The sequence below is a fragment of the Chlorogloeopsis sp. ULAP01 genome, assembly GCF_030381805.1.
GTDB lineage: Bacteria > Cyanobacteriota > Cyanobacteriia > Cyanobacteriales > Nostocaceae > Chlorogloeopsis.
Genome location: NZ_JAUDRH010000002.1, coordinates 494,448 through 516,101 on the forward strand (window position 1 = coordinate 494,448; position 21,654 = coordinate 516,101).

General features: G+C 41.7%; 21 protein-coding genes and 1 riboswitch. Of the genes, 17 read left to right on the forward strand and 4 right to left on the reverse strand.

Features of this window, described 5'->3' with window-relative positions; all coding sequences use genetic code 11:
* Positions 1-165 precede the first annotated feature (165 nt).
* The 6 genes from QUB80_RS05825 to QUB80_RS05850 all read left to right on the forward strand — a co-directional run bounded on the left by QUB80_RS05825 (position 166) and on the right by QUB80_RS05850 (position 4,629).
* Positions 166-1,200 carry a DUF2891 domain-containing protein gene (locus QUB80_RS05825; protein WP_289788536.1) on the forward strand — a complete coding sequence of 345 codons (1,035 nt, stop codon included), beginning with the start codon at positions 166-168 and terminating at the stop codon, positions 1,198-1,200.
* A gap of 355 nt (positions 1,201-1,555) precedes the next feature.
* Positions 1,556-1,873, forward strand: coding sequence for a DUF433 domain-containing protein (locus QUB80_RS05830; protein WP_289788537.1), 318 nt, complete (start codon positions 1,556-1,558; stop codon positions 1,871-1,873).
* A gap of 84 nt (positions 1,874-1,957) precedes the next feature.
* The gene (locus QUB80_RS05835) at positions 1,958-2,287 is read left to right on the forward strand and encodes a DUF6883 domain-containing protein (RefSeq protein ID WP_289788538.1); all 330 of its coding nucleotides are present in this window, start codon (positions 1,958-1,960) and stop codon (positions 2,285-2,287) included.
* Position 2,288: 1 nt separating this feature from the next.
* Positions 2,289-2,537, forward strand: coding sequence for a DUF4926 domain-containing protein (locus QUB80_RS05840; protein ID WP_289788539.1), 249 nt, complete (start codon positions 2,289-2,291; stop codon positions 2,535-2,537).
* 229 nt (positions 2,538-2,766) lie between these two features.
* On the forward strand, positions 2,767-3,675 hold the full coding sequence (locus QUB80_RS05845; protein WP_289788540.1) for a phosphotransferase: 909 nt from the start codon (positions 2,767-2,769) through the stop codon (positions 3,673-3,675).
* A gap of 27 nt (positions 3,676-3,702) precedes the next feature.
* Positions 3,703-4,629: a 2-keto-4-pentenoate hydratase gene (locus tag QUB80_RS05850; protein WP_289788541.1), complete on the forward strand. Its 927-nt coding sequence runs from the start codon at positions 3,703-3,705 to the stop codon at positions 4,627-4,629.
* Positions 4,630-4,789: 160 nt separating this feature from the next.
* Here QUB80_RS05850 and QUB80_RS05855 read toward each other — a convergent pair whose 3' ends face one another.
* A complete protein-coding gene (locus QUB80_RS05855) occupies positions 4,790-5,536 on the reverse strand; it encodes a dienelactone hydrolase family protein (RefSeq protein WP_289788542.1) in 747 nt (248 codons plus the stop codon).
* Positions 5,537-5,909: 373 nt separating this feature from the next.
* Between QUB80_RS05855 and QUB80_RS05860 the strand changes: the two genes are divergently transcribed.
* The 7 genes from QUB80_RS05860 to QUB80_RS05890 all read left to right on the forward strand — a co-directional run bounded on the left by QUB80_RS05860 (position 5,910) and on the right by QUB80_RS05890 (position 13,820).
* Positions 5,910-6,356 carry a hypothetical protein gene (locus tag QUB80_RS05860; RefSeq protein WP_289788543.1) on the forward strand — a complete coding sequence of 149 codons (447 nt, stop codon included), beginning with the start codon at positions 5,910-5,912 and terminating at the stop codon, positions 6,354-6,356.
* A 449-nt stretch (positions 6,357-6,805) separates the two neighbouring features.
* Positions 6,806-7,034, forward strand: a riboswitch (cyclic di-AMP (ydaO/yuaA leader).
* Between the two features lie 97 nt (positions 7,035-7,131).
* A complete protein-coding gene (ntrB, locus tag QUB80_RS05865) occupies positions 7,132-7,980 on the forward strand; it encodes a nitrate ABC transporter permease (protein ID WP_289788544.1) in 849 nt (282 codons plus the stop codon).
* A 203-nt stretch (positions 7,981-8,183) separates the two neighbouring features.
* Complete coding sequence (locus QUB80_RS05870) at positions 8,184-9,635, forward strand: ABC transporter substrate-binding protein (RefSeq protein ID WP_289788545.1); 1,452 nt, start codon at positions 8,184-8,186, stop codon at positions 9,633-9,635.
* Positions 9,636-9,685: 50 nt separating this feature from the next.
* Entirely contained in the window at positions 9,686-10,528 is an 843-nt protein-coding gene (locus QUB80_RS05875; RefSeq protein ID WP_289788546.1) for an ABC transporter ATP-binding protein, read from the forward strand.
* A 410-nt stretch (positions 10,529-10,938) separates the two neighbouring features.
* Positions 10,939-11,568, forward strand: a complete 630-nt coding sequence (locus QUB80_RS05880) for a universal stress protein (RefSeq protein WP_289788653.1) — start codon at positions 10,939-10,941, stop codon at positions 11,566-11,568.
* 392 nt (positions 11,569-11,960) lie between these two features.
* Positions 11,961-13,337, forward strand: coding sequence for a 16S rRNA (cytosine(967)-C(5))-methyltransferase (locus QUB80_RS05885; protein WP_289788547.1), 1,377 nt, complete (start codon positions 11,961-11,963; stop codon positions 13,335-13,337).
* 57 nt (positions 13,338-13,394) lie between these two features.
* On the forward strand, positions 13,395-13,820 hold the full coding sequence (locus QUB80_RS05890; protein WP_289788548.1) for a tellurite resistance TerB family protein: 426 nt from the start codon (positions 13,395-13,397) through the stop codon (positions 13,818-13,820).
* Between the two features lie 55 nt (positions 13,821-13,875).
* On the opposite strand, the gene psb35 is transcribed toward QUB80_RS05890, so the two are convergent.
* The 3 genes from psb35 to QUB80_RS05905 form a co-directional block, all read right to left on the reverse strand.
* Positions 13,876-14,097, reverse strand: coding sequence for a photosystem II assembly protein Psb35 (psb35, locus tag QUB80_RS05895; RefSeq protein ID WP_016879057.1), 222 nt, complete (start codon positions 14,095-14,097; stop codon positions 13,876-13,878).
* A 163-nt stretch (positions 14,098-14,260) separates the two neighbouring features.
* Positions 14,261-14,392 carry a hypothetical protein gene (locus tag QUB80_RS05900; RefSeq protein WP_289788549.1) on the reverse strand — a complete coding sequence of 44 codons (132 nt, stop codon included), beginning with the start codon at positions 14,390-14,392 and terminating at the stop codon, positions 14,261-14,263.
* Positions 14,393-14,523: 131 nt separating this feature from the next.
* Positions 14,524-16,914 carry a transglycosylase domain-containing protein gene (locus QUB80_RS05905; protein ID WP_289788550.1) on the reverse strand — a complete coding sequence of 797 codons (2,391 nt, stop codon included), beginning with the start codon at positions 16,912-16,914 and terminating at the stop codon, positions 14,524-14,526.
* Between the two features lie 278 nt (positions 16,915-17,192).
* Between QUB80_RS05905 and folK the strand changes: the two genes are divergently transcribed.
* The 4 genes from folK to QUB80_RS05925 all read left to right on the forward strand — a co-directional run bounded on the left by folK (position 17,193) and on the right by QUB80_RS05925 (position 21,636).
* Positions 17,193-17,675 (forward strand): 2-amino-4-hydroxy-6-hydroxymethyldihydropteridine diphosphokinase, encoded by a 483-nt coding sequence (folK, locus tag QUB80_RS05910; protein ID WP_289788551.1) that lies wholly within the window; start codon positions 17,193-17,195, stop codon positions 17,673-17,675.
* A gap of 86 nt (positions 17,676-17,761) precedes the next feature.
* On the forward strand, positions 17,762-18,310 hold the full coding sequence (locus QUB80_RS05915) for an NUDIX hydrolase (RefSeq protein ID WP_289788552.1): 549 nt from the start codon (positions 17,762-17,764) through the stop codon (positions 18,308-18,310).
* 880 nt (positions 18,311-19,190) lie between these two features.
* The gene (locus QUB80_RS05920) at positions 19,191-19,472 is read left to right on the forward strand and encodes a 4a-hydroxytetrahydrobiopterin dehydratase (protein ID WP_289788553.1); all 282 of its coding nucleotides are present in this window, start codon (positions 19,191-19,193) and stop codon (positions 19,470-19,472) included.
* Between the two features lie 439 nt (positions 19,473-19,911).
* On the forward strand, positions 19,912-21,636 hold the full coding sequence (locus QUB80_RS05925) for an iron uptake porin (RefSeq protein WP_289788654.1): 1,725 nt from the start codon (positions 19,912-19,914) through the stop codon (positions 21,634-21,636).
* Positions 21,637-21,654 lie beyond the last annotated feature (18 nt).

Consider the following 21,654-nt stretch of genomic DNA (forward strand, 5'->3'; position numbering starts at 1 on the left):
GAATTTTCCTTATAGCTCCTTTAACTAGGATTGTTTGTACAGAAATTTTCCGTGTAATTAAGCAGTACAACCGCTTCGTTTTGGTTGGTGGGGATGTAGTTTGAAGGTGTACAGTGGTGATGATCGCCCTAAAAAAGGGAGTTGCAAACCTAATGCTGAGAAATCATGCAACTTGAAGCAATGGAGATTGACGCAGCGATCGCAACGAAGTTTGTTCAATTAGTGCTAAATTGCATCCGTCAAGAGTATCCGCACAACAACATTTTCTGGTTTGAAAGCGATGAGGATATTAAGCCACCACGCGAATTAACACCAGCGTTTTATGGTTGCTTGGATTGGCATTCAGCCGTACATGGACACTGGTTACTTGCACGGTTAGCACGTTATTTTCCTGATGCTGAGTTTCAGAAAACTGCAAGGGAAGCACTAACACAAACCCTTACTTCCGAAAAGATTCAAGGAGAAGTTGCCCATTTGCATCGATGTCCCTTCTTCGAGTGTCCTTACGGGTTTTCATGGCTGTTGCAACTTGCGACAGAATTGTATGAATGGGATGATTCCCAGGCGAAAGAATGGCTGGCTGTATTGGAACCGTTGGAAATGTTGATTGCCAATAACTTTCATCGCTGGCTTCAAAGGCTCGAACTTCCCGATCGCACGGGAGGACACTTCCAGACTGCATTTCCGCTCAGTTTGGCACTCGATTGGGCACGGAGTAGGGGAAATAAGGATTTTGCTAACTTGATCGAAAACAAGGCGCAAAAATTTTATCTGCATAATCGCAACTACCCATTTCATTTTGAACCATTGGGCTATGATTTTGTCTCTCCCTGTCTTGCAGAAGCTGATTTGATGCGCCGCATTCTCAAGCCGAAAGATTTCGCAAACTGGCTGACCGATTTTCTTCCAGAATTACTCACGGAAGAATCAGAACATTATTTGCAACCTGCACAAGTCGCTAATCCCAATGACTACTTACAATCTCATTTTCGAGGTCTAAACCTTAGTCGAGCCTGGATGCTTGAGGGCATTATTTCTCGATTACCCGCTAATGATTCTCGGCTCAATACGCTCCATTCTATCGCTTTTTTACATCGTCAGCATGGATTAGTAGAGGTTGCAAACAAACATTATTCGAGTAGCCATTGGTTGGGAACGTTTGCGGTTTATCTTGTAACGGCACGTGGATTGTGTAGGTAGATACTTCGGGTAGCGCCAGTGGTTGAACAACACGTTGGAGCGGTGAGCAGAGCCTTTTCGCTTATGATCTTGCTGTTTGTAACATAATTAATTCTGTTCCAACAGAGTGATACTGTTGAGAGAATGCTTGATTTTCAGCAAAAACTACTGCCTTTATACTTTGGCTGTCAAGTCGCTCAAATAGCATACTAAAAACATTTATCTGCATAATCAATTGATATAGCAGAAATACTGAATTTTGTATAAATCATTGGACTGCTGGTAGCGGCTTCAGTTAGCCTTGAACCGAACAAGCGATCGCTGACTCTATCAGAATCGGTCTATGATGAGAGGTAGTTAGAGTCGAGACAAATGTATGCCAGTTGTAGCCCCTAAATCTTATGTAGAGCATCGCAGCGATGCTTATTGGGTTGCAGGAACTCGGATTTCCCTTGACTCGGTTGTTTATGCTTTCCGAAAAGAATTATCGCCTGAAAGCATTGTCCAGTCTTTTCCCTTGCTGACACTTGAACAGGTTTATGGATTGATCGCCTTTTATCTAGCCAATCGCCCTGAGATTGATGCTTATCTGGCAGACGAGGAAGCGGCATTTGATGCTATGCCCCAACCACTACAAATCACCGATCCTGCTTTGTACAACAAGCTTATGGCAGCTAAGGCAGCAAGACAGTAGGTGAGATCGTGAGTGTTCGCTACCAAGCCAAAGCTTTTACCTCATGTTGGATAATAAGTCTCAAAAAGGTGTAGAGGTTCCAGTGTGAGGATTCCTGCTGATGCAATAATTGCCGATGATCAAATAACGCGCTATTTGCTTGTACAAAAAGCTAGGAACGATAAGTCAAAATTTTTGGCGCAGGCTGGATTCACCCAAGAAAACCCAGAAGCATTGCGAGCAGCCATCCAGTTACTTGCTGAAACGGTTGAAGCTATCGAAGATAGAAGTGATGAGTATGGAGTCTTGTGGCGGGTTGAAGGAGAGCTAATCGGTGGAAATGGAGTGAGTCTATTGGTTGTTACAATTTGGTTACAACGACAGATTGACGGCAAGTTTCAGTTTGTGACGCTTAAACCTCGCAAGGAGTCTTGACATGAGGCTGGAGTTATATCAGGAAGTTGCTTTAACGCGTGACCTATCAGAGTATGAGCTAAAAGCAGGAGATATTGCAACGCTAGTTGATTTTGTCTCTCATCCTCATGGTGGTGAAGATGGATGCGTGCTAGAAGTTTTTAATGCGATCGGGGAATCCATCGCAGTAATTATTGTACCAATTTCTGCTGTAGAGGTTTTACGTGTAGATAAAATCTTGACAGTCCGTTCTTTAGCGAAAGCTGGTTAGTATTCCTCTTTAATGGTACTACGGTCTAGTACTAGTAGTCGCTCCATACAAATAGGTTAATGAGCGATCGCTCTTGGCAAGCGAAAGTTTACGGGAATAGAGTCAGCATCCAGAGCTGTTCAACACCTGTAGGAGCATAATGCTGCATCGCAATCTTTAATTAGCTGCTTAGTTCTCAAATTATATATGTAGTATTATGTATTACAATAGAGAAAAATATTTTGTCTCTATGTGTCCAGACTCTACAAGCGAAGAAGTTGCTATTGTGTCACTCTACGAAGAACCAGATCGTTCCTCACTCACTGCCCGTGCAGTAGCAGCATCAATGTCTGTTGCTTCTGCTTACGGCATAACTGTTGACAATCCCCGTGTGCTGGCTAATGCTTATTCTGTGCGAGTCCACCTGCAACCTGCGCCAGTCGTCGCCCGTGTGAGTACCATTACCCCTGTGCTACGTTCGCCGATCGCTTCTTGGTTGGCGCGTGAAGTCTCGGTTACCGAATTTCTTGCAGCACAAGGCGCTCCGGTAGTAGCACCCAGCGACATCTTACCACCAGGGCCGCATAATTGCGACGGTCTGGCGATGACATTCTGGCGCTACGTTCAACCAGTGTCTGATGAGGTACCGGGGGCTGTGGTGACTGGACGAATGCTTGCTGAGTTACACGACATTCTGCGCGATTACCCTAGTGAACTGCCGCTTTTGACAGCACCACTTAATGATATTCCACGCGGACTTGAGCGTCTTAAGCGTATTGGCAATATCCTGACTGCAAGTGACCTCATGTTACTACAAGAAACTTACGATCTGCTGCTTCCTCAGTTAAGCAATCCAGTCGGTTCGTGGCAGCCACTGCATGGTGATGCACATTCTTTAAATTTGCTTCCTACTGCACAGGGGCTACTGTGGAATGATTTTGAGGATACCTGCACAGGTTCCATTGCTTGGGATTTAATTAATCTTAGCGACGAGGGAAAGGCAGCCTATCGGAATATCCCTGAACCTGAGATACTGGAGCCATACTACAAACTGCGGCAACTACACGCTATCGTCTGGGTATATGCGCTGCTACCAGAGTTTCCTGACTGGGTTACACATGCCAAGCTCATACTTGATAAATTGCGCGATCGCCTTTGAATCTTGCCCATTCACGGCTACCTAACTATGAACCAACAACTCAAACCTTGGTTGTTAACTGCCCTACTATGGAATTCATCTATTTTTCTTCAAGCCTGTTTTGTAGCGAAAACCAATTCACAATTTACTTCTCGCCCTACAAGTATCACTCAATTTGATGAGCAAACATTAGCTCGGCAATTAGCAAATAGTTATCTAAACAAACAAACAATAGCAGTAAATACAGCTAATATTTCACAAGCACAAGCTTTAAAGGTACAAAATAAATTCGTTCAAATTCTTATCCCTAATTTAGGAAAAGTTGTTGGTTACAAAGCCGCACTTACTAATCCAACTATCCAAAAACGCTTCCAAGTTTCCCATCCTGTATCCGGGGTACTGTTGGAGAAAATGCTCCTCAAAACGGGAGCAACTGTTCCTGCTAAATTTGGCAGTCAACCCAGACTCGAAGGAGATTTAATTGTTAGAGTCAAAAGTGAGGCAATTAATACAGCGACTACTCCGCAAGCAGCACTAGCAGCCTTGGATGTAGTTATCCCTTTTATTGAGCTTCCAGACATCGTGTATGCAAAAGATGTCAGACTAAATGCTTCTAGTTTAGTAGCAATTAATGCTGGTGCAAGATTAGGAATCTTAGGTGAACCAATTCCCCTAACACCAACGCAGGCATGGCAAGAGCGTTTGGGAAAGATAAAATTGGTCATTTTTGATGGAACTGGAAAACAGTTAGCAGTAGGAGAAAGCCAAGCTATTTTAGGGCATCCTTTGCAAGCTGTACTTTGGCTGAAGGATACTCTAAAAACACAAGGTAAGTCTTTAAAAAAAGGCGAATTGCTTTCTTTAGGAAGCATTACTCCGATGCTAAGTGTAAAGTCAGGGACTACAGTTCGCGCTCAATATTTAGGTTTAGATCCTAAAGGGAAAGTAGAAATTTTTGTGAGTTTTACTGACTGAAAAATTAATAGATTTTCATGAATCAGATATTGGCTTAGAAACCATCAATTTGAGAATTACAGGACTTACGCACGAGTCTATGGAACAATAAACCATAGAGAACGCAGAGAACACAGAGGAAAGAGGATTTTAGAGGAATTTTACGTAAGTCCTACATTGGTTAGGTAGTTTGAAGATGGCTTTGGAATAGTTCCAAAACTTTTTTCCAAGCATCATTAGCAGCTTCTGGGCTGAAGCTAGAACGTTCATCACAAAAAAAGCCATGTCCTGTTTTGTAGCGAAAAACACGATGGGGAATATGATGTTTCTTTAACTCTGCTTCAATTTCTTGTGTTTGTTCGAGTGGAATTAAGTCATCTTGCGTGCCGAAGAAGGCATAAATAGTACCTTTAATATCAGAAGTACGAGTAATAGTAGGCGCACCACCACCAGGTGTATAAGTTGCAATTCCACCTCCATAGAAGGAAGCTGCCGCTTTAATCTCAGGTAATGTAGCTGCAAGATAGACAATATGTCCGCCAAAACAGAAACCGATGGATGCGATCGCATCTGCTTTGAGGTTGGGCAAAGTCTTTAAATAATCAATAGTGGCTTGGATATCACTTAATATCTCATCTGCTTTAGTCTGTTGGGCATATTGAAAACCAATTTGGATATCATCAGGGGTGTACCCTGTTTCAAAACCGGGAGCAAGACGTTGAAAAATTGCTGGTGCGATCGCTATATACCCCTCCTTAGCCAAACGCTCCGTTACATCACGAATATGACTGTTTACCCCAAAAATTTCTTGAATCACAATTACAGCTGGAAAAGTTCTTTCGTCTGCTGGTTGAGCTAGGTAAGCATCTATTTGTAAATCACCATTGGAAATTTTGACTTTAGAAGTAAGAATTTTAGTGTTTGTCATGTGCAATCTCAGAGCGACATTGACGATTTTTGCATCTTAGAGACTCTTGTGAACACTACAGGTACAAATGCACAAAATTAACACTTGCTTGTGAGATACACAATGCTGTCTGACTCTGAAGACGGGATGTTTTTATACCTTTGTATGCGACTGTTTGGGCTTGTAGTTTAGCGTTCAGTTAAACTGTCTGAATGCTTATAATCGCATTTTTACTGAATTCAATATATCAAAACACTTTTTCTCCGTTCAATCTATCAAAATAGTGAATTTAACTAACAACTTATGACACAAGAACCTCTATCTAGGGAACGATTTGGCTGATGAGCCAGATGAAGTAAAAATAGGATGCTAAATCTTATGGAGATTGTATTCTGTGAAACTAAATTATTTTCTAAAAGGGCTTTCAACTGTAGGACGTTGGGTAGCTGCAACTCTGTTCTGTTTAATGGCGATCGCCTTTGTTTGGCAAGGTGCATTTTTCTCTGACAACACAGCAATGGCTAATCCTGCTGCAAACTTGATTGCATCTAAAGACGCAGGAGATCAGATTAAAGAGAAAACCAGAGAAGATGCTGGGCGTGCTAAGAATTTCATTCGAGATACAGCAGATAAAGTTGAGGAAGCTGCGAGAAGCAATGCCTCTAAAGTTGATCGCGCAACAGAGGGTGATAATTTACTCGAACGCAGAGCAAAAGATGATGCGGCTCTAATCCACAAAAGAGCGGAGGAAGATGCAGCTCGCACTCAAAAAGCAGTAGACAACACAAAAAATGCTGTTGAACGCACCGTTGAGAACATCAAGGATGCTTTTAGCAGCTAGAGAACAAATACTAGCTTGAACTGACTGAGTATGCGATCGCACTTTTGCTCCATCAATTTGCGATCGCTTCAACAATTTATTTTGGCTCTACAGTGCTGCCAAATCTTTCTAAAAATTAACTGGAGTCTGAGCAGGCTAAAGGATTTCTCGTATATTTAGATACAATTAAATTTTGCTCATCAAACAGTATTTGATTGTTTTTATATCGTGACATTAACTGAATATTTTTTAAATCTAACAACTCCAAATATTTATAAACTTGTGATCATAATGACTGCTAATGATTTGGGATCGCTCTCTAGATAACCCTAAGTGAGTCATAATCCAATAATTAGGCGATCGCTCTTTAGTTATATATTATGATGAATGAACAGTCAGACAAAAGCTTTTGGTTAATCTTAAGACGGATATACAAATCGAGAAGCATATGTTACTCTGGGCTATTAAGTAGAGTAAGTCAGCCTAATCTAGCGAAGCACAATGCTAACGCCAGAGCGGAGGAACCAAATTTTGGGGCGTATCTCTAAAGAAAGGTAGAAAGCAAAAGGCAGAAGGCAGAAGGCAAAAAATATTAGTTAAGTCTTAATCCTTCACACTTTATGATTTCATCCTTCTAGAGAAGGGTATCTCTCAACCCTAGCCCGTCAGCTAACTTCGTAGGCACTGAGAGGAGACTGAAGAGGCAGCATTTTTTAGTGTTTAAACCTCATCAGTATCCTTGGCTGGTACTGCTCAGATTTTTGTACCTGCAGTGAAACTGTGTTGAGGTTGCAACATGGCACAACTAAATTTGGCTGCGATCGCCGCAGTAGCTGGGCAAGTAGCCTGGAAAAAGGCAAAACCTGTAATTTTTAGGGATGTGGTATTACTACCTGCCCTTGGATTTTTGGGGATTATTGTGTTGTGGTGGGTGGTTGCCCTTGTTAACCATGAATTAATGCCCACTCCACCTGAAGCGCTAATTGCTAATTTAGATTACATTCTAAATCCGTTCTATCAAAGAGGGCCAGGTAACTTAGGTATTGGTTGGTTATTGCTAGCAAGCTTGCGACGAGTGTTGCTTGGATTTCTGCTCGGTGCTGTTGTAGCAATTCCCGCGGGATTTTTGATTGGAATGTCAAAAAATGCAATGCTAGCTCTCAATCCCATCATTCAGATTTTTAAACCGGTGTCGCCACTGGCTTGGTTACCTATTGCTCTGGCTATATTCAACTTGGCAGATCCTTCGGCAATTTTTGTAATTTTTATCACCTCTTTATGGCCCACTATTATTAACACTGCTTTGGGAGTTTCTAGCGTTCCCAAAGATTATTTAGACGTAGCACGGGTACTAGAAATGCCTCGTTGGCGGCAGATTGCAAAAATTATCTTGCCTGCAAGTTTGCCTTATATTTTTACGGGTTTGCGAATTAGCTTAGGGATTGCTTGGCTAGTAATTGTTGCCGTGGAAATGTTGACAGGCGGTATTGGTATCGGCTTTTTTGTTTGGGATGAATGGAGCCGTTTAAATCTAAGTTCAGTATTTTTAGCCGTACTGGTGATTGGCTTAACTGGGTTATTACTTGATTATGCTGTAGGCAAAATACAAGAATTAGTAACCCATCGCCCCAGAACTGCAAATTAGATAGGGGCTAGGAAGAGGACACGGGGAGGGGGAGACAAGGAGCAAGAACATCAAGCACGATTCTCCGCGTCTTTGTGTCAGAGGGTTTCCGCGTCCTCTTCCCGATTCCCAATCCCCTATTTTGCTCATACCAACATCCCAGACGCACTCTAGCTTTGCAAAAGTGCGCCTTTTCGTAAATTCGCCAGTGCTGAAGCAACACCATGAGTGATACTAATTGCAATTATTGGACTAGACGAGACTTCATCAAAGCAATAGGAGCAACCGCAGGCGGAATGACGTTATCTTCCTGTGCCATCACTGGGAATACTGGCGCTAGAGGATTGACTGAAGAAGCTTTAGCAGTCGAACCACTAGTAAAACCACAACAGTTGGAAAAACCAGATATTACCGTTGGGTATGTTCCTGTCAATGACTGTGCGCCATTTGCGATCGCCTGGAAAAAAGGTTTTTTTCGCAAATATGGGTTAAATGTCAAACTCAATCGAGAAGCAAGCTGGGCAACTTCCCGTGATGGCTTGATTTTTGGTCGTCTTGATGCTTCGCCTGTGGTATCCGGTGCTGTCACCAATGCCAGAATTGGTGCAGAAGGTGCGCGTCACGCTCCCTTGTGCGCGGCGATGACGATTCATCGGCATGGTAACGCTATGACTATGAACAAAGCCATGTGGGATTTTGGGCTGCGTCCTTGGTACGAGTACAAACAAAAATATGGCGATCGCGCTTTGGAAGCTTTCGGGCGTGATTTTAGAAACTACTTTAGCAAGCAACCGCCTGAAGGCAAAGTTTGGGCAGTGGTACTAAGTTCTGCCATATACGAGTACTTTGTTCGCTATATTTCTGCTGCTGCGGGTGTCGATCCCCTGAAGGAGTTTCGCGTTATCATTGTTCCCCCACCGCAAATGGTAACTAATGTGCGGATTGGCGCGATGCAAGCCTATATGGTGGCAGAACCTTGGAATACACGCGCAATTACAGGTAACGAAGGCATCGGCTTTACCTTTGCTCAAGGAAAAGAAGTCTGGCAAGGACACCCAGATCGACTACTGGGGGTAATGCAATCTTTTATCGACAACTACCCAAAAACCTATCGCTCCCTTGTGAAGGCGATGATTGAAGCTTGTCAATATTGCAGTCAGCCTGAAAACCGTCAAGAAGTTGCCGAACTAATTACAGATCGCTCATTCACAGGAGCAAAACCCAAAAATCCTGGTGCTCCAGTTACAAAATTTACAGGCCCTGCAATTTTCGGTAACTACAACTATGGTGGCTGGGATGGCAAAAACCGCACCGTGAAAGCTGCTGATACCACTATTTTCTACGATATTCCCGACAATGTTCCCAAACAACCAAATGAACACTCTACATTTTTATGGAGTTCCGAAAGTATTTGGTTGATGACACAAGCCGCACGGTGGGGGCAAATTAATGAATTTCCTAAAAATGCCGAAATGCTGGCTCAAAAAGGTTGGAGAACCGATTTATATCGCGAGATTGCTGCGGAAATGGGCATTGAGTGTCCCAAAGATGACTACAAAGTGGAGCCTCCAGAAGTATTTATCGACAACAAAGGTTTTGACCCTAGCGATCCAATAGGGTATCTCAAAAGTTTTGAGATTAGAGCTAATGCTCCCATTCGTTTCTATATGTCTTAATTAGTTCGCACAAAACTATGTCAAAAATATTCTTAACCCCAAAAATTACCATGACTAAATCTACTTCCTTCTCAATGAATATTAACGAAAAAACCTCACACACTACTCCATTCCTAGAAATTGAAAATTTAGTCAAGGCTTATCCAAACAATAATGACGATGGAAAATTTGTGGTTTTGGATGGTGTGAATCTGTCAGTGGGAGAGGATGAATTTATTTCTGTAATCGGCCACTCTGGTTGTGGTAAATCCACACTTTTAAAGATTGTAGCTGGTTTAGAAAAAGCAACTTCTGGTTCAGTAAGACTTGATGGTAAAGAAATTCGCAAACCCGGTGCAGAAAGAATGATGGTGTTTCAGCACTATTCGTTGCTGCCTTGGCTAACCGTAAAGGAAAATATCCGTTTGGCTGTAGATGAAGTTCTCAAAAATGCTACTCGCACAGAAAAAATTAGCATTGTTAATGAACATTTAGCAATGGTGAACTTAACAGCAGCAGCTGATAAATATCCCGATGAAATTTCCGGAGGAATGAAGCAGCGAGTAGGTATTGCTAGAGCTTTGGCAATTCGTCCGAAAATGTTACTCATGGATGAACCTTTTGGCGCATTAGATGCTCTCACTCGTGGAAAATTACAACGGCAAGTTTTAGATATTTGGGAACGACACCGACAAGCGGTAATGATGATTACCCATGATGTAGATGAGGCTATTTATATGTCCGATCGCATTGTATTAATGACTAACGGCCCGGCTGCAAATATAGGGGAAATTCTAGAAGTACCATTTCCCCATCCACGCGATCGCTCCCAAATGCGAGACTCTAAGGAATATTATGAATTGCGCAACTATGCTTTGAATTTCTTAGAGCAAAACTTCACCTCAGATGAGTAGATTTCACTGTATCAAATATCGCGGCATAAACAGTGAATTAGGTAACTCATATTTGTGGCAAATTTGACGACAAACTTTTCTCACTTGATACTAATTTTCCTTCAATTGACAACACATTAAATTCCACCTTACCCCCTTGTTAAAGGAGTATGAGACATCGTAAAGTGTAAGCGTTTAAAGAAATGGTATTAACCCACAACTGAACTCTATAGATGGCTGTAAAAAGCCTTGACATTTTGGCTGCGTTCATATTTTGATTGAGGTTTTCTTCATAGATGCTAGATTATAGGAGTGATTAGCGATCGCTTGGAACAACAACAAAAAAGTGACAAAATCCAAAACTGATTAAACTCCTTCTCCTTCGTAGTTTGTTTCATTGCAGGGAAGTAAAAGCTGTGAATATCAAACCAATGTTAATGCGTTTGCAAAACGCGCTCGGTAGAGATGATTTGATTGAACAAATGGTGTTGCTTTGGGGACAATCAACACCTGATTGGGAATCAGCTACATCTGTCAAATCAGTCAACTTAATTGTTGGTTATGATAGTTCTCCTAAAAGTCACACAGCCTTGGATATTAGTTTATTGATTGCTCATCAAACGCGTATTGCCACTAAAACACACGTCACAGTTCAAGCAGTTTATGTTTTAGAAGACAATCAAACTAGTCATCTTTTGGATGTCTTACCACAAAAAGAAGTTGTTAACAGTGGATTTTCCCATCGGTTTTCATTAGATTTACCTGCCATCTCAACATCAAATAGAATTTATCAACGCGTCTTAAATAAAACATATAAGTTCGCATCTGCAGAGCGTATTCTCTGGCAAGCACGTTGTCTAGCTGAAGAATGGCAGAGTTATTTTAAGGCTCATCTACGATTTGGTTGTCTTGCAGATGAATTAAAGAAAGTAGTAGCATCGGAGGCTGCATCTCTACTATTTTTAGGTTGTAATTCACCTCAGCATCCCATCATCCAAAAACTAAAATATAGCTGTCCCTGTCCAGTATTAGGTATTCCCCATTGTATTGACAATGAATGAGGTTGTTGTTAAAAATTAAAGACTCGATACTAGCAAATAAACTCTTGTCAGTACTGTAACTAATTTCCATTCTTCCTACCTAACTTTCGCTTCCAAAGAGAGTCTTACACCATTCCCAACAACAACTGAAGGTGGCAGCCCACAAAACCCTCGTTACTAGGTTCAACCTGGTAACGAGAACTCATATCCTGGTTGTAGGGATGATAACGCAAGCCAATAGATATTTATGCGAACTATTTCCAATGAGTAAGTTTAAAATAGTAAATACCAATTTGAAACAGTCATTTGACATACAAGCTCTGTATAAACGCAATTAAAATCGCGTCTATGACAAAGTATTTGTCATAACCACTAAATTAAATTGGTATAAGCCTTTAGTTTCAATTTGACCGTTGCAACATCAAAAATTTAAAAATCAAAATATATCCTCCCGGCAACTAGCTTTTATTGCCTTACGAGACATTCACAAAGGAGCTTATGCAGATGTGGCACTAGATCGAGTACTGCAAAAAGCCAACTTGTCTGCTTTGGATCGTCGTCTGATGACAGAATTAGTCTATGGTTGTACGAGAAGGCAGCGTACTCTTGATACTCTTATCGACCAACTTGGTAAAAAGAAATCTCACGAGCAACCGAAAGACCTCCGCACCATTCTTCATCTTGGCTTATATCAACTCCGCTATCAAGCACGAATACCAGCTAGCGCTGCCGTTAATACAACTGTACAACTAGCGAAGGAAAACGCCTTTGCTGGACTCACTGGTTTCGTTAACGGGATGTTGCGGCATTATATCCGCTCTGCCGAAAAATCAATTGATCCTCTACAACTACCTGAAAATCCAATTGCACGCTTGGGTATTTCTCACAGTTTCCCAGACTGGATTATTCAAGTTTGGCTCGACCAATTTGGTGTTGCGGAAACGGAAAAACTGTGTATTTGGATGAATCAAACTCCAGCAATTGACTTGCGGGTTAACCCACTTCGCACTTCAACACCAGAAGTAGAAGCAGCGTTGCAAGCAGCTGGCTTTTCCTGCCAACATTTTTCTCATTTACCACAAGCATTACGACTGCTTGGCAACCCAGGCCCTATTCAAAATTTACCTGGTTTCTGCGAGGGGTGGTGGAGTGTACAAGATAGCAGCGCTCAACTAGTCAGCCATTTTCTCGATCCTCAACCAGGAGAAGTTATTATTGATGCCTGCGCTGCACCTGGAGGTAAAACGACTCATATTGCTGAGTTAATGCAGGATCGAGGGACTATTTGGGGATGCGATCGCACTCCTTCTCGTTTGCGCAAACTCCAAGAAAATATCAAACGACTCAATCTCCAATCAATAAAAATTTATATTGGTGATAGCCGCAATTCATCGCAGTTTCATAATTGTGCTGATCGTGTGTTGTTAGATGCACCCTGCTCTGGCTTAGGAACTTTACACCGCCACGCTGATGCCCGTTGGCGACAAACACCAGAAACTATTCAGGAATTATCAATACTTCAGAAAAATTTAATATCACATACTTCAACTTTTGTCAAAAATGGAGGTGTATTAGTTTATGCCACCTGTACACTACATCCAGCAGAAAACGAGGCTGTAATTGAGTCATTTTTAGCCGAAAATGTAGATTGGAAAATCGATCCTCCTAATTTGAATTCATCATTTTTTGAGTATTCGTCACCACAAGGTTGGCTAAAAATATTACCATATCAGCATGGTATGGATGGCTTTTTTATGGCTCGCTTAAGAAAAACCAATCATTCAGGGTGAATACTGTTGGGAGTTGTAAGATTTCAGGGAGGGCAGAATCAACCAGAGGAGGCTGTGATGCCAGTTAACTCCAGTGATGTTAAAAACTTAGTAAAAATCTTGATTGGAGCAGCTTGGATAGATGGCAGAATCCAACCAGAAGAAAGGCAGTACTTACGCCAGATCGCTCAAGAAAAAGGTGTGTCTAGCGATCCAGATATCAAACCACTGCTTTACGAATTGGTTCCCGTAGAACCAACCCAGTGCTATGACTGGGTAAAAGAATATCTAGGCGATCGCCCCACTGTTGAAGATTGCCAAAATCTGGTTCAAGCCATCAGTGGTTTAATTTATAGCGATGGCGAAGTTGCAACAGAAGAAGCAAGACTGCTGATGAAATTACAACAACTATCTAATTCAGACGAGTCAACCCAAGTCGGTTTTAATGTTTTGCTCAAACAAATTCAAAAGCTTTACCGTCGTTGGGTTGAAATTCAAAACTAAGTGAATTGTCATTTGTCATTTGTCATTAACTGACTAATGACTAATGACTAGTGAATTACTTTGGTTCACCCACACCCGGAGTTTCTTCTTTGTCAACCTTGGGTACAAAGTCAGGACGCTGTTTATCTTCCCAACCAACTGGACGTTTGGAGTTGTACCAGGCAATTGAACCAATAGTTACCGCAGCAATAAAACCAGCTACATAAACCGCAGTAAAAGCCCAAGGAAAATGGGGTTCATTTACTGCTTGTGCTGCTGCTTGCATCAATAAAGTCATGAGTATATTCTCCTGTTGTAGGCAACACTACTTATGTTAAGAACATATAAAAAGAGCGTACCACCCACATCCCCCACAAGTCATATGAGAAGGGAGTAAATTTGGAAGCGAAAAGGGGGTTAGTCATTTGTCATTTGTAGGGGCAGGTTTTAACAATAATCTCTCAAGGAGACGAAATATCTAAATAAACCCCCACGGCAGTCGCACTCGACGCGCTTAACCCACGCCAGGTGACGCCAGGTGCTACCCGGCGGGAAGCCGCCCGGAGGGCGTCTACAACGCGGGGAACCCGCAAGGGCGCACTGGCTCCGCAACGCGCTGCCTCCCGTACAGTTAGTTAGTAGTTGGTTGTTTATTACTCTCCTTGTCTCCTTGTCCCCTTGTCCCTGTGTCCCTATCCTTCCTAGCCCTAGTCCCTTTTATCACTTATTGTGATGAACTAGGTCTTAATCTTTCCCGCCAGGAAGATTGACTAGAGCTATACTGTTGTCGCGAAAAATCTGATCTTAGTCGTCTGGAGCGACGCTGTGAGTTATCTGAAGAGGAAGAGTCACTGCTAGAAATTGCTGTTGATTCCGAACTGCGAACCCTGCGTCTACCGCTTCGAGATGTAGAGGGATCATCGTTCTCCTGCTGATAGTACCGCCGTCTGCGCCTTGGAGCTTGGTCTTCTTGTTGAGAATAACGTCTCCTAGATCTTCTTCTGCGAGAACTACCAGAAGATCCTTCATCTAATGTTTGTTCACTAGACGAAGCAGAACCTTTCACAATTTTTCTTGGCTTAACGGGTTGCGCTTTGATACTACCTTTACGAGCTTCTACTTGTGGTCGTTCGGGAAACTTTTCAACTGGCATCTCCTCTACAGCTTCTTTCATAAATGCATGCCAGGTGTAGGCAGCACTACTACTGCTACCCCAAGTTTTTTTATTGTCGTCGTTACCCAACCAGACACCTGTAACCAATTGAGGTATGTAGCCAATAAACCATAAGTCGCGGGCGTCATCAGTAGTGCCTGTCTTGCCTGCAACAGGTCTATTACCTAATTGAGCTGCGGTACCTGTGCCTGCGTTTACTACATTACGTAACATCCAGGTCATAATGGCAGCTGTTTCGGCATCAATTGCACGTTTGGGCTTGAAATCAGCTGACCATATTTCTTTACCCTGGCGGTTAAGAATGCGGGTAATACCATGTGGTTCTACATGTAATCCTTGCGTTGCAAAGGAACCGTAAGCACTGGTTAATTCCAGCAAGTTTACTTCATTTGAACCCAGAGCTAGCGAATAGTAGGGTTTGAGTTCCGATTTAATACCCATATCATGGGCAAGTTTAATCGTTGGCTGGAATCCAACATCAATCAAGACTTTAACAGCAACGATATTGATTGATCTAGTCAGAGCATCTCTCATGTTCATCCAGCCAGAGAACTTCTCACTGAAGTTCTTCGGTTCATAACCATCGATCACAACAGACTCATCTAGGTATTTGTTATACGGACTTTTCCCCGCAGCGATCGCGCTTGCATAAACAAATCCCTTAAATGTTGAGCCTGGTTGTCTTTTTGCCTGAGTAACGCGATTAAACTGATTTTTATCAAAATCTTTTCCCCCAACCATCGCCTTAATTTCACCGCTACGGGGATCTATTGCTACTAACGCTGCTTGCTTAAAATTTTCCCAGCGTCCTTGATTGCGCAAAGTTTTGGCTACTGCTTCTTCCGCTGTTTTTTGCCAGTTTGGGTTTAAGGTGGTTTCCACTGTTAAACCACCTGTATTTAATATTTCTGGAGAAACATACTTAGGCAATTCTTTTTGGATGTAGCTAATAAAATAGGGTGCTTCTACTTGCCATCGTTTGGGGGAGGTGGGTTTTGTAGTCAATGGTTCGGCAATAGCTGCTTGTTTCTGTGCTGCGGTGATATATCCATCTTCAAACATCCGCTGTAATACTAGATTACGTCGTTGTTTGGCTGCTTCTAAATTTACTTGCGGCGAGAAGCGATTTGGTGCAGGAGGTAAACCAGCTATGGTCGCGATTTCACTCAAAGTAAGTTCATTTACTGGTTTACTAAAATACACCTGCGCTGCATCAGCAATACCGTAAGCTCCAGAACCCAAATATACTAAATTTAGATAACGTTCTAAAATATCGTCTTTGCTCAATTGAGCCTCTATTTTTTGAGCTAGACGAGCTTCTTTGAGCTTGCGCCAAACTGTACGCTCTTGTTTGAGGAAGAGAATTCGTGCTAGTTGTTGCGTAATTGTGCTACCGCCTTCCACAACGTTTTGCGATCGCACATTACTCAAAACTGCCCTGACAATTCCTTGTGCATCAACACCTTTGTGAGTATTAAATCTTCTGTCTTCTGAAGCGATAAAAGCTTTTTGAATTTGGTCTGGTATTTCCTCTAGTTTTAACTGTTCTCTCGTCGCTTCTCCCTGCTGTTGCAAAATCGTACCGTCAGCTGCTTTGATAGTTAATGTTTGCTCTCGAACAATAGCATTTAATTCTGTTTTATCTGGTAAAGTGCGGTCTATTGACCACACACCATAGCTGATGGCTACTATACCGCCACCAATACCCAAGCCAGCCCAAAACCAGTAACGACGATAAAGTGGTTTCTGACTGCCTGGAAGCTTTGAAACTAACTTTGTCAGTGTTTGCTTCGCTTTCTCCAGCTGAGTTGGTGGTCTATTCTCAACATTAGTAGATTTCTTTTTCTCTTCACTATCACCAAGCGGTGATTCAGCTTTTTCTGTGTCAGAATCACTCGACTTCGTCGTTCGTTCCTTAAACCAGGAGGTAAACTTCGCCACGTCAGTGCCTCACTTCAAGCAGTTTTAAACTAACCACCATCTAAAAGTTTTTCTGATTAGTACGCCACAATCGTGTTAGTATAATAGCCTATGCGTATTAACTATAGGCGTTATCAAAAATGTTTTTTAGATTTTTTAGGTAAATTTATTTAAAAGCAATATATAAAAAATATATAAAAGTTTAAACAATCTCTTTAGGGTCAAGAAGCTGTTGAAACTTCCTGTCGGATTTACGGCTAAATTTAAGACAATAGAAAATTGCATACGGAGAAGATTGTATGCATAGCGCTATTGCTCTTGGTAGTAACATGGGTGATTCTCATGCCATTTTGGAGGCAGCATTAGAAACTTTAGCTCGAACACCAGGTATTATCTTAAAAGCAAAATCTCATTGGTACAAAACTAAAGCTGTAGGACCGCCACAACCAGATTATTTAAATGGTTGTGCAATACTACAAGTAGATATATTACCACAATTACTGTTAGAAATCTTGCTGGATATTGAAAAAAAAAGTGGGCGTATCCGCGAAGAACGTTGGGGGCCACGCTTATTGGATTTAGATTTGTTGTTATATGATGACTTAATTTTGGATACTCCAAATCTCCAAATTCCTCATCCGAGAATGCAGGAAAGAGCTTTTGTCTTAGTGCCATTGGCAGAGATAGCGCCAGATTGGATCGAACCAATTTCCGGACGGAGGATTAAACAACTGGTGAAAGAGGTAGACTGTTCTGAAGTACATCTATTGATAGGCGTTTAAAATTACACTCAATAAACGCGTGACAGTCATGTTTTGACTATCAAAATCAATGTTATTTGTGTCTTTTTAGACCATAAAACCCGACTATGCCATTAGGTAGAGAATTACCCCAACTACTGAAACAACGCTTGTTTTATAAAGGGCGCAAGTTTAATTTTGAAGTCAATCGCTTGCGTTTACCTAATCAAGCCGAAGGAGACTGGGAGTGCATTCGTCACCCTGGAGGTGCTTTAGCCATACCAGTGACACCAGAGGGCAAACTTATACTCGTACGCCAGTATCGTTTTGCGGTTGGGGGACGGGTATTAGAATTTCCTGCTGGAACTGTGGAAGTAAATGAAGATCCTTTACAAACTATTCAACGTGAAATAGAGGAAGAAACTGGTTATCGCGCTCACAAGTGGAAGAAACTAGGAGAACTTATTCTTGCTCCTGGTTATTCTGATGAAATTATTTATGCCTACTTAGCACAAGACTTAGAAAAGCTCGAAACACCCCCACAACAAGAAGAAGACGAGGATATCGAAACAGTTTTACTTTCTCCCGAAGAACTGGAGAAAGTTATTATGCAAGGAGAAGCTGTTGATGCCAAATCAATTTCCAGCTTTTTTCTGGCTCGTCCAATAATAATGTGAAATATATTTCCCTGTGTCTTTGTGTCCTCTTCATTCTTCTTGAGCGATAAAATGATTGCGAGCGCAGATTTGGAAGTTCATAAATAGTTTCGTGTCATCTTAGCGAGCAACATGCTATAGTGAGGCATAGAGTCAACAACTGAGAGTTTAAAACTCTCCCTTTTTGAGACTAAGACCGCTTAGGCAACAAGGAGGTGATGCCCATGATAGATAGTAGTAAAAGCATGGGTCATCAGGTTGCGAATAGCCAGCTGTGTGCTGGGGCTGTTCTCTAAAAGTAAGCCTTAGTTCTCTTGAGAAACTAAGTTACTTAAGCAGCTAGGCTTGTTTGGAGATCCTTCCAGCAGCTAGGTTGTAACCTGAAGACCCGCTAGACCGCTCTTACCTAGATTCCTAAATCTAAAGTAAGAGCGGATAGTTATTTATAAGGTTGCTTTTGTTTGTCCAAGCTCTGTGATTGAAAAAAGTTAAACAGTTAAGAACTCACAGTGAGCCAAATCTAACGTCAGATAGAAGCTTTTCAAAAGATATTTAGAAAAATAATTAACTATGTCCCTAAAGTTAGGGAACTAGATACTAAAAAGTGCGTCTGCATAGCTGGTTAACTCTAAACTCGCAAAAATAAAGATTGCACTGAGATATATCTGGGTGAGACAATCTAGAAAATTAATATATTTTAATTACTTATAGATACTTAAAGTGGTAAGAGCGCGGTAAAGTTGCAAATTTAAGAACTCATCCCAGTAAATTCTCCTATTTTATTAATTTTTTCTATTGTTTGCGAAATAAACGAAAAAAAGGTAAAGGGTACAGATTGCTTTTGCTAGCCTTAATTGGACAAAAAACAATACAAAATCAAGTAAGTAGGAATTTGTTAATTATGGCGCAGTTACTTGACGAAGCAGAAATTCAACAAAAAGTCAGCAATCTTTTAGGCTGGACAAGGGAAGGAATGAGGTTGCAATGCAACCGCAAATTTAAGGATTTTGTACAAGCAATCGAGTTTGTAAATAAGCTAGTTGAACCTGCTGAGTCATTAGGGCATCACCCAGATATAGAGATTTCTTATAACAAAGTCAAAATCATCCTTACGACACATGATGCAGGTGGTTTAACACAGAAAGACTTTGATTTAGCAGAGGTAATTTCACAGATTAGTTAATCTAGTAGCACTGTTAACCTCAAAGCAATGTGTAGCTAAACCATTGGGAATATAGCTGTCTTAAATAAAGGTAGAAATTTTAGTGAGGCAACCATGCTCGAACCAAACTTTCTTACCTTAACTATGTTGGCTATTCCTGCCCAAAATTCTTGTTGTCCATATCGCACGATGTGACAGTTTTATTTGCGAACGCCCATGTATTGCCATCTGACTCAGATGACTTATAATTACAAACTATAAAGATATGTTTTTGCATAAGTTAATTACATAAAAGTTTTACCCTAATTTAATCAATTGTTAGCTTTGCAAAAACTAAAATTGTCTTTAGTAGGGCAAATTATGCCTCATCCACAGGTTTCAACAAGAAGTCGCTTTTTCAGTAATAGTTGCAGCAAATCAAAATTACTTATACGACAAGGTGTGAGGAGAACAGATAATGATGTCTAATATCTTGTGGAAATCCTTGGTGGCAAGTCCAGCAGTATTAGGAGCTACTTTGTTAGTCTCTGCAACTGCGATCGCAGCACCAAATAGCACTACCCCTGAAACCGCTCAAACAGAACAGACACAATTTAGTGCTGTCTCAGAAATCACTAACCAGCCAAAAATTTTAGCTCAGGCTGCACCAGCACAATCAACCGAAGTTTTACAACAAGTTAGTCAATACAGCAACTCAGAAAGACAAAATTCAATTTCTCAGGTAACTTCGGTTTCCCAGTTTTCTGACGTACAGCCAACTGACTGGGCATTCCAAGCTTTGCAGTCCTTGGTTGAGCGTTACGGTTGTATCGCTGGTTATCCCAATGGTACCTATCGTGGAAACCGTGCTTTGACCCGTTATGAATTTGCAGCAGGTTTGAATGCCTGTTTAGATCGGGTTAATGAACTGATAGCCACAGCAACAGCCGACTTGGTAACAAAAGAAGATTTGGCTACTTTGCAGCGATTGCAAGAAGAATTTTCTGCTGAACTCGCTACCTTGCGCGGTCGTGTAGATGCATTAGAAGCGCGTACTGCGGAATTAGAAGCCAATCAATTTTCTACTACCACAAAACTCGTCGGTGAAGCAATTTTTGCCCTTACCGATGCTTTTGGGGATCAAGCCGGTGACGATAACAATACCGTCTTCCAGAACAGGGTACGTTTAGACTTGCAAACCAGCTTTACAGGCAGAGACGTGTTGCACACCCGTCTTGCTGCTGGTAATGCAGATAGGCTTAATGTTGGAGATCCTACTGGTGCAGAGGCTTTCCAAACTTTCAATATTGGTAATACAGGTAATAATAACGTCAATCTAGATTGGTTGGCGTACTACTTCCCACTTGGTGATGCTGCACGAGTATATGTTGCAGCAACTGGCGGTATTTGGAGCGACGTCGCTGCTACCACCAACCCTTACTTTGAGGACTTCGATGGTGGTAACGGTGCTCTGTCTACCTTTGCTTCTCAAAACCCCATCTTCCGTGTAGGTGGTGGTGCTGGTGCAGCAGTAAACTTCGGTTTTGGCAGTCAGCGCAGTTTCCTCCTACCATCTTCAGTTACAGTCGGTTACTTGGGATCTGAGCCAAACGATTCTGGCATCGGTTCAGGTGTATTCAATGGTAACTATGCTGCTTTAGGACAGTTAAACTTTAATCTTGGCGATCGCCTAGCATTAGCTGCAACCTACGTTCATGGTTATCATGGTTCAGGTAGTGTTCTATTCGATCAAGGTACTGTGACTGCTCCTGTAGTAGGTACTTCTCAAGCCAATACATTAAGCGCTCTTAATGCATCTTCGAGTAATTCCTACGGCATATCGGCAGCCTTTAGACCAAGTGATAGACTCTCTATCAGTGGCTTTGTTTCCTACCACGATGTTACTGGCTTTGGTTCCGATGACGACTATGAAGCTTGGAGTTACGGAGCTGGTGTAGCTTTCCCCGACTTAGGAAAGAAAGGTAACGTTTTGGGTATTTTCGGTGGTGCACAACCATATGCTTTGAACAAAGTAGCAGGTGTTAATGATAGCGATATACCCTGGCACATCGAAGGTTTCTATAAGTATCGTGTCAGTGACAATATCTCCATCACTCCTGGTGTAATTTACTTGCTCAATCCTGGTCAAAGCAGTGATAACGACGATGCTATCATCGGTACGCTCAGAACTACTTTCACATTCTAGAGCAATAATAATTTGCAC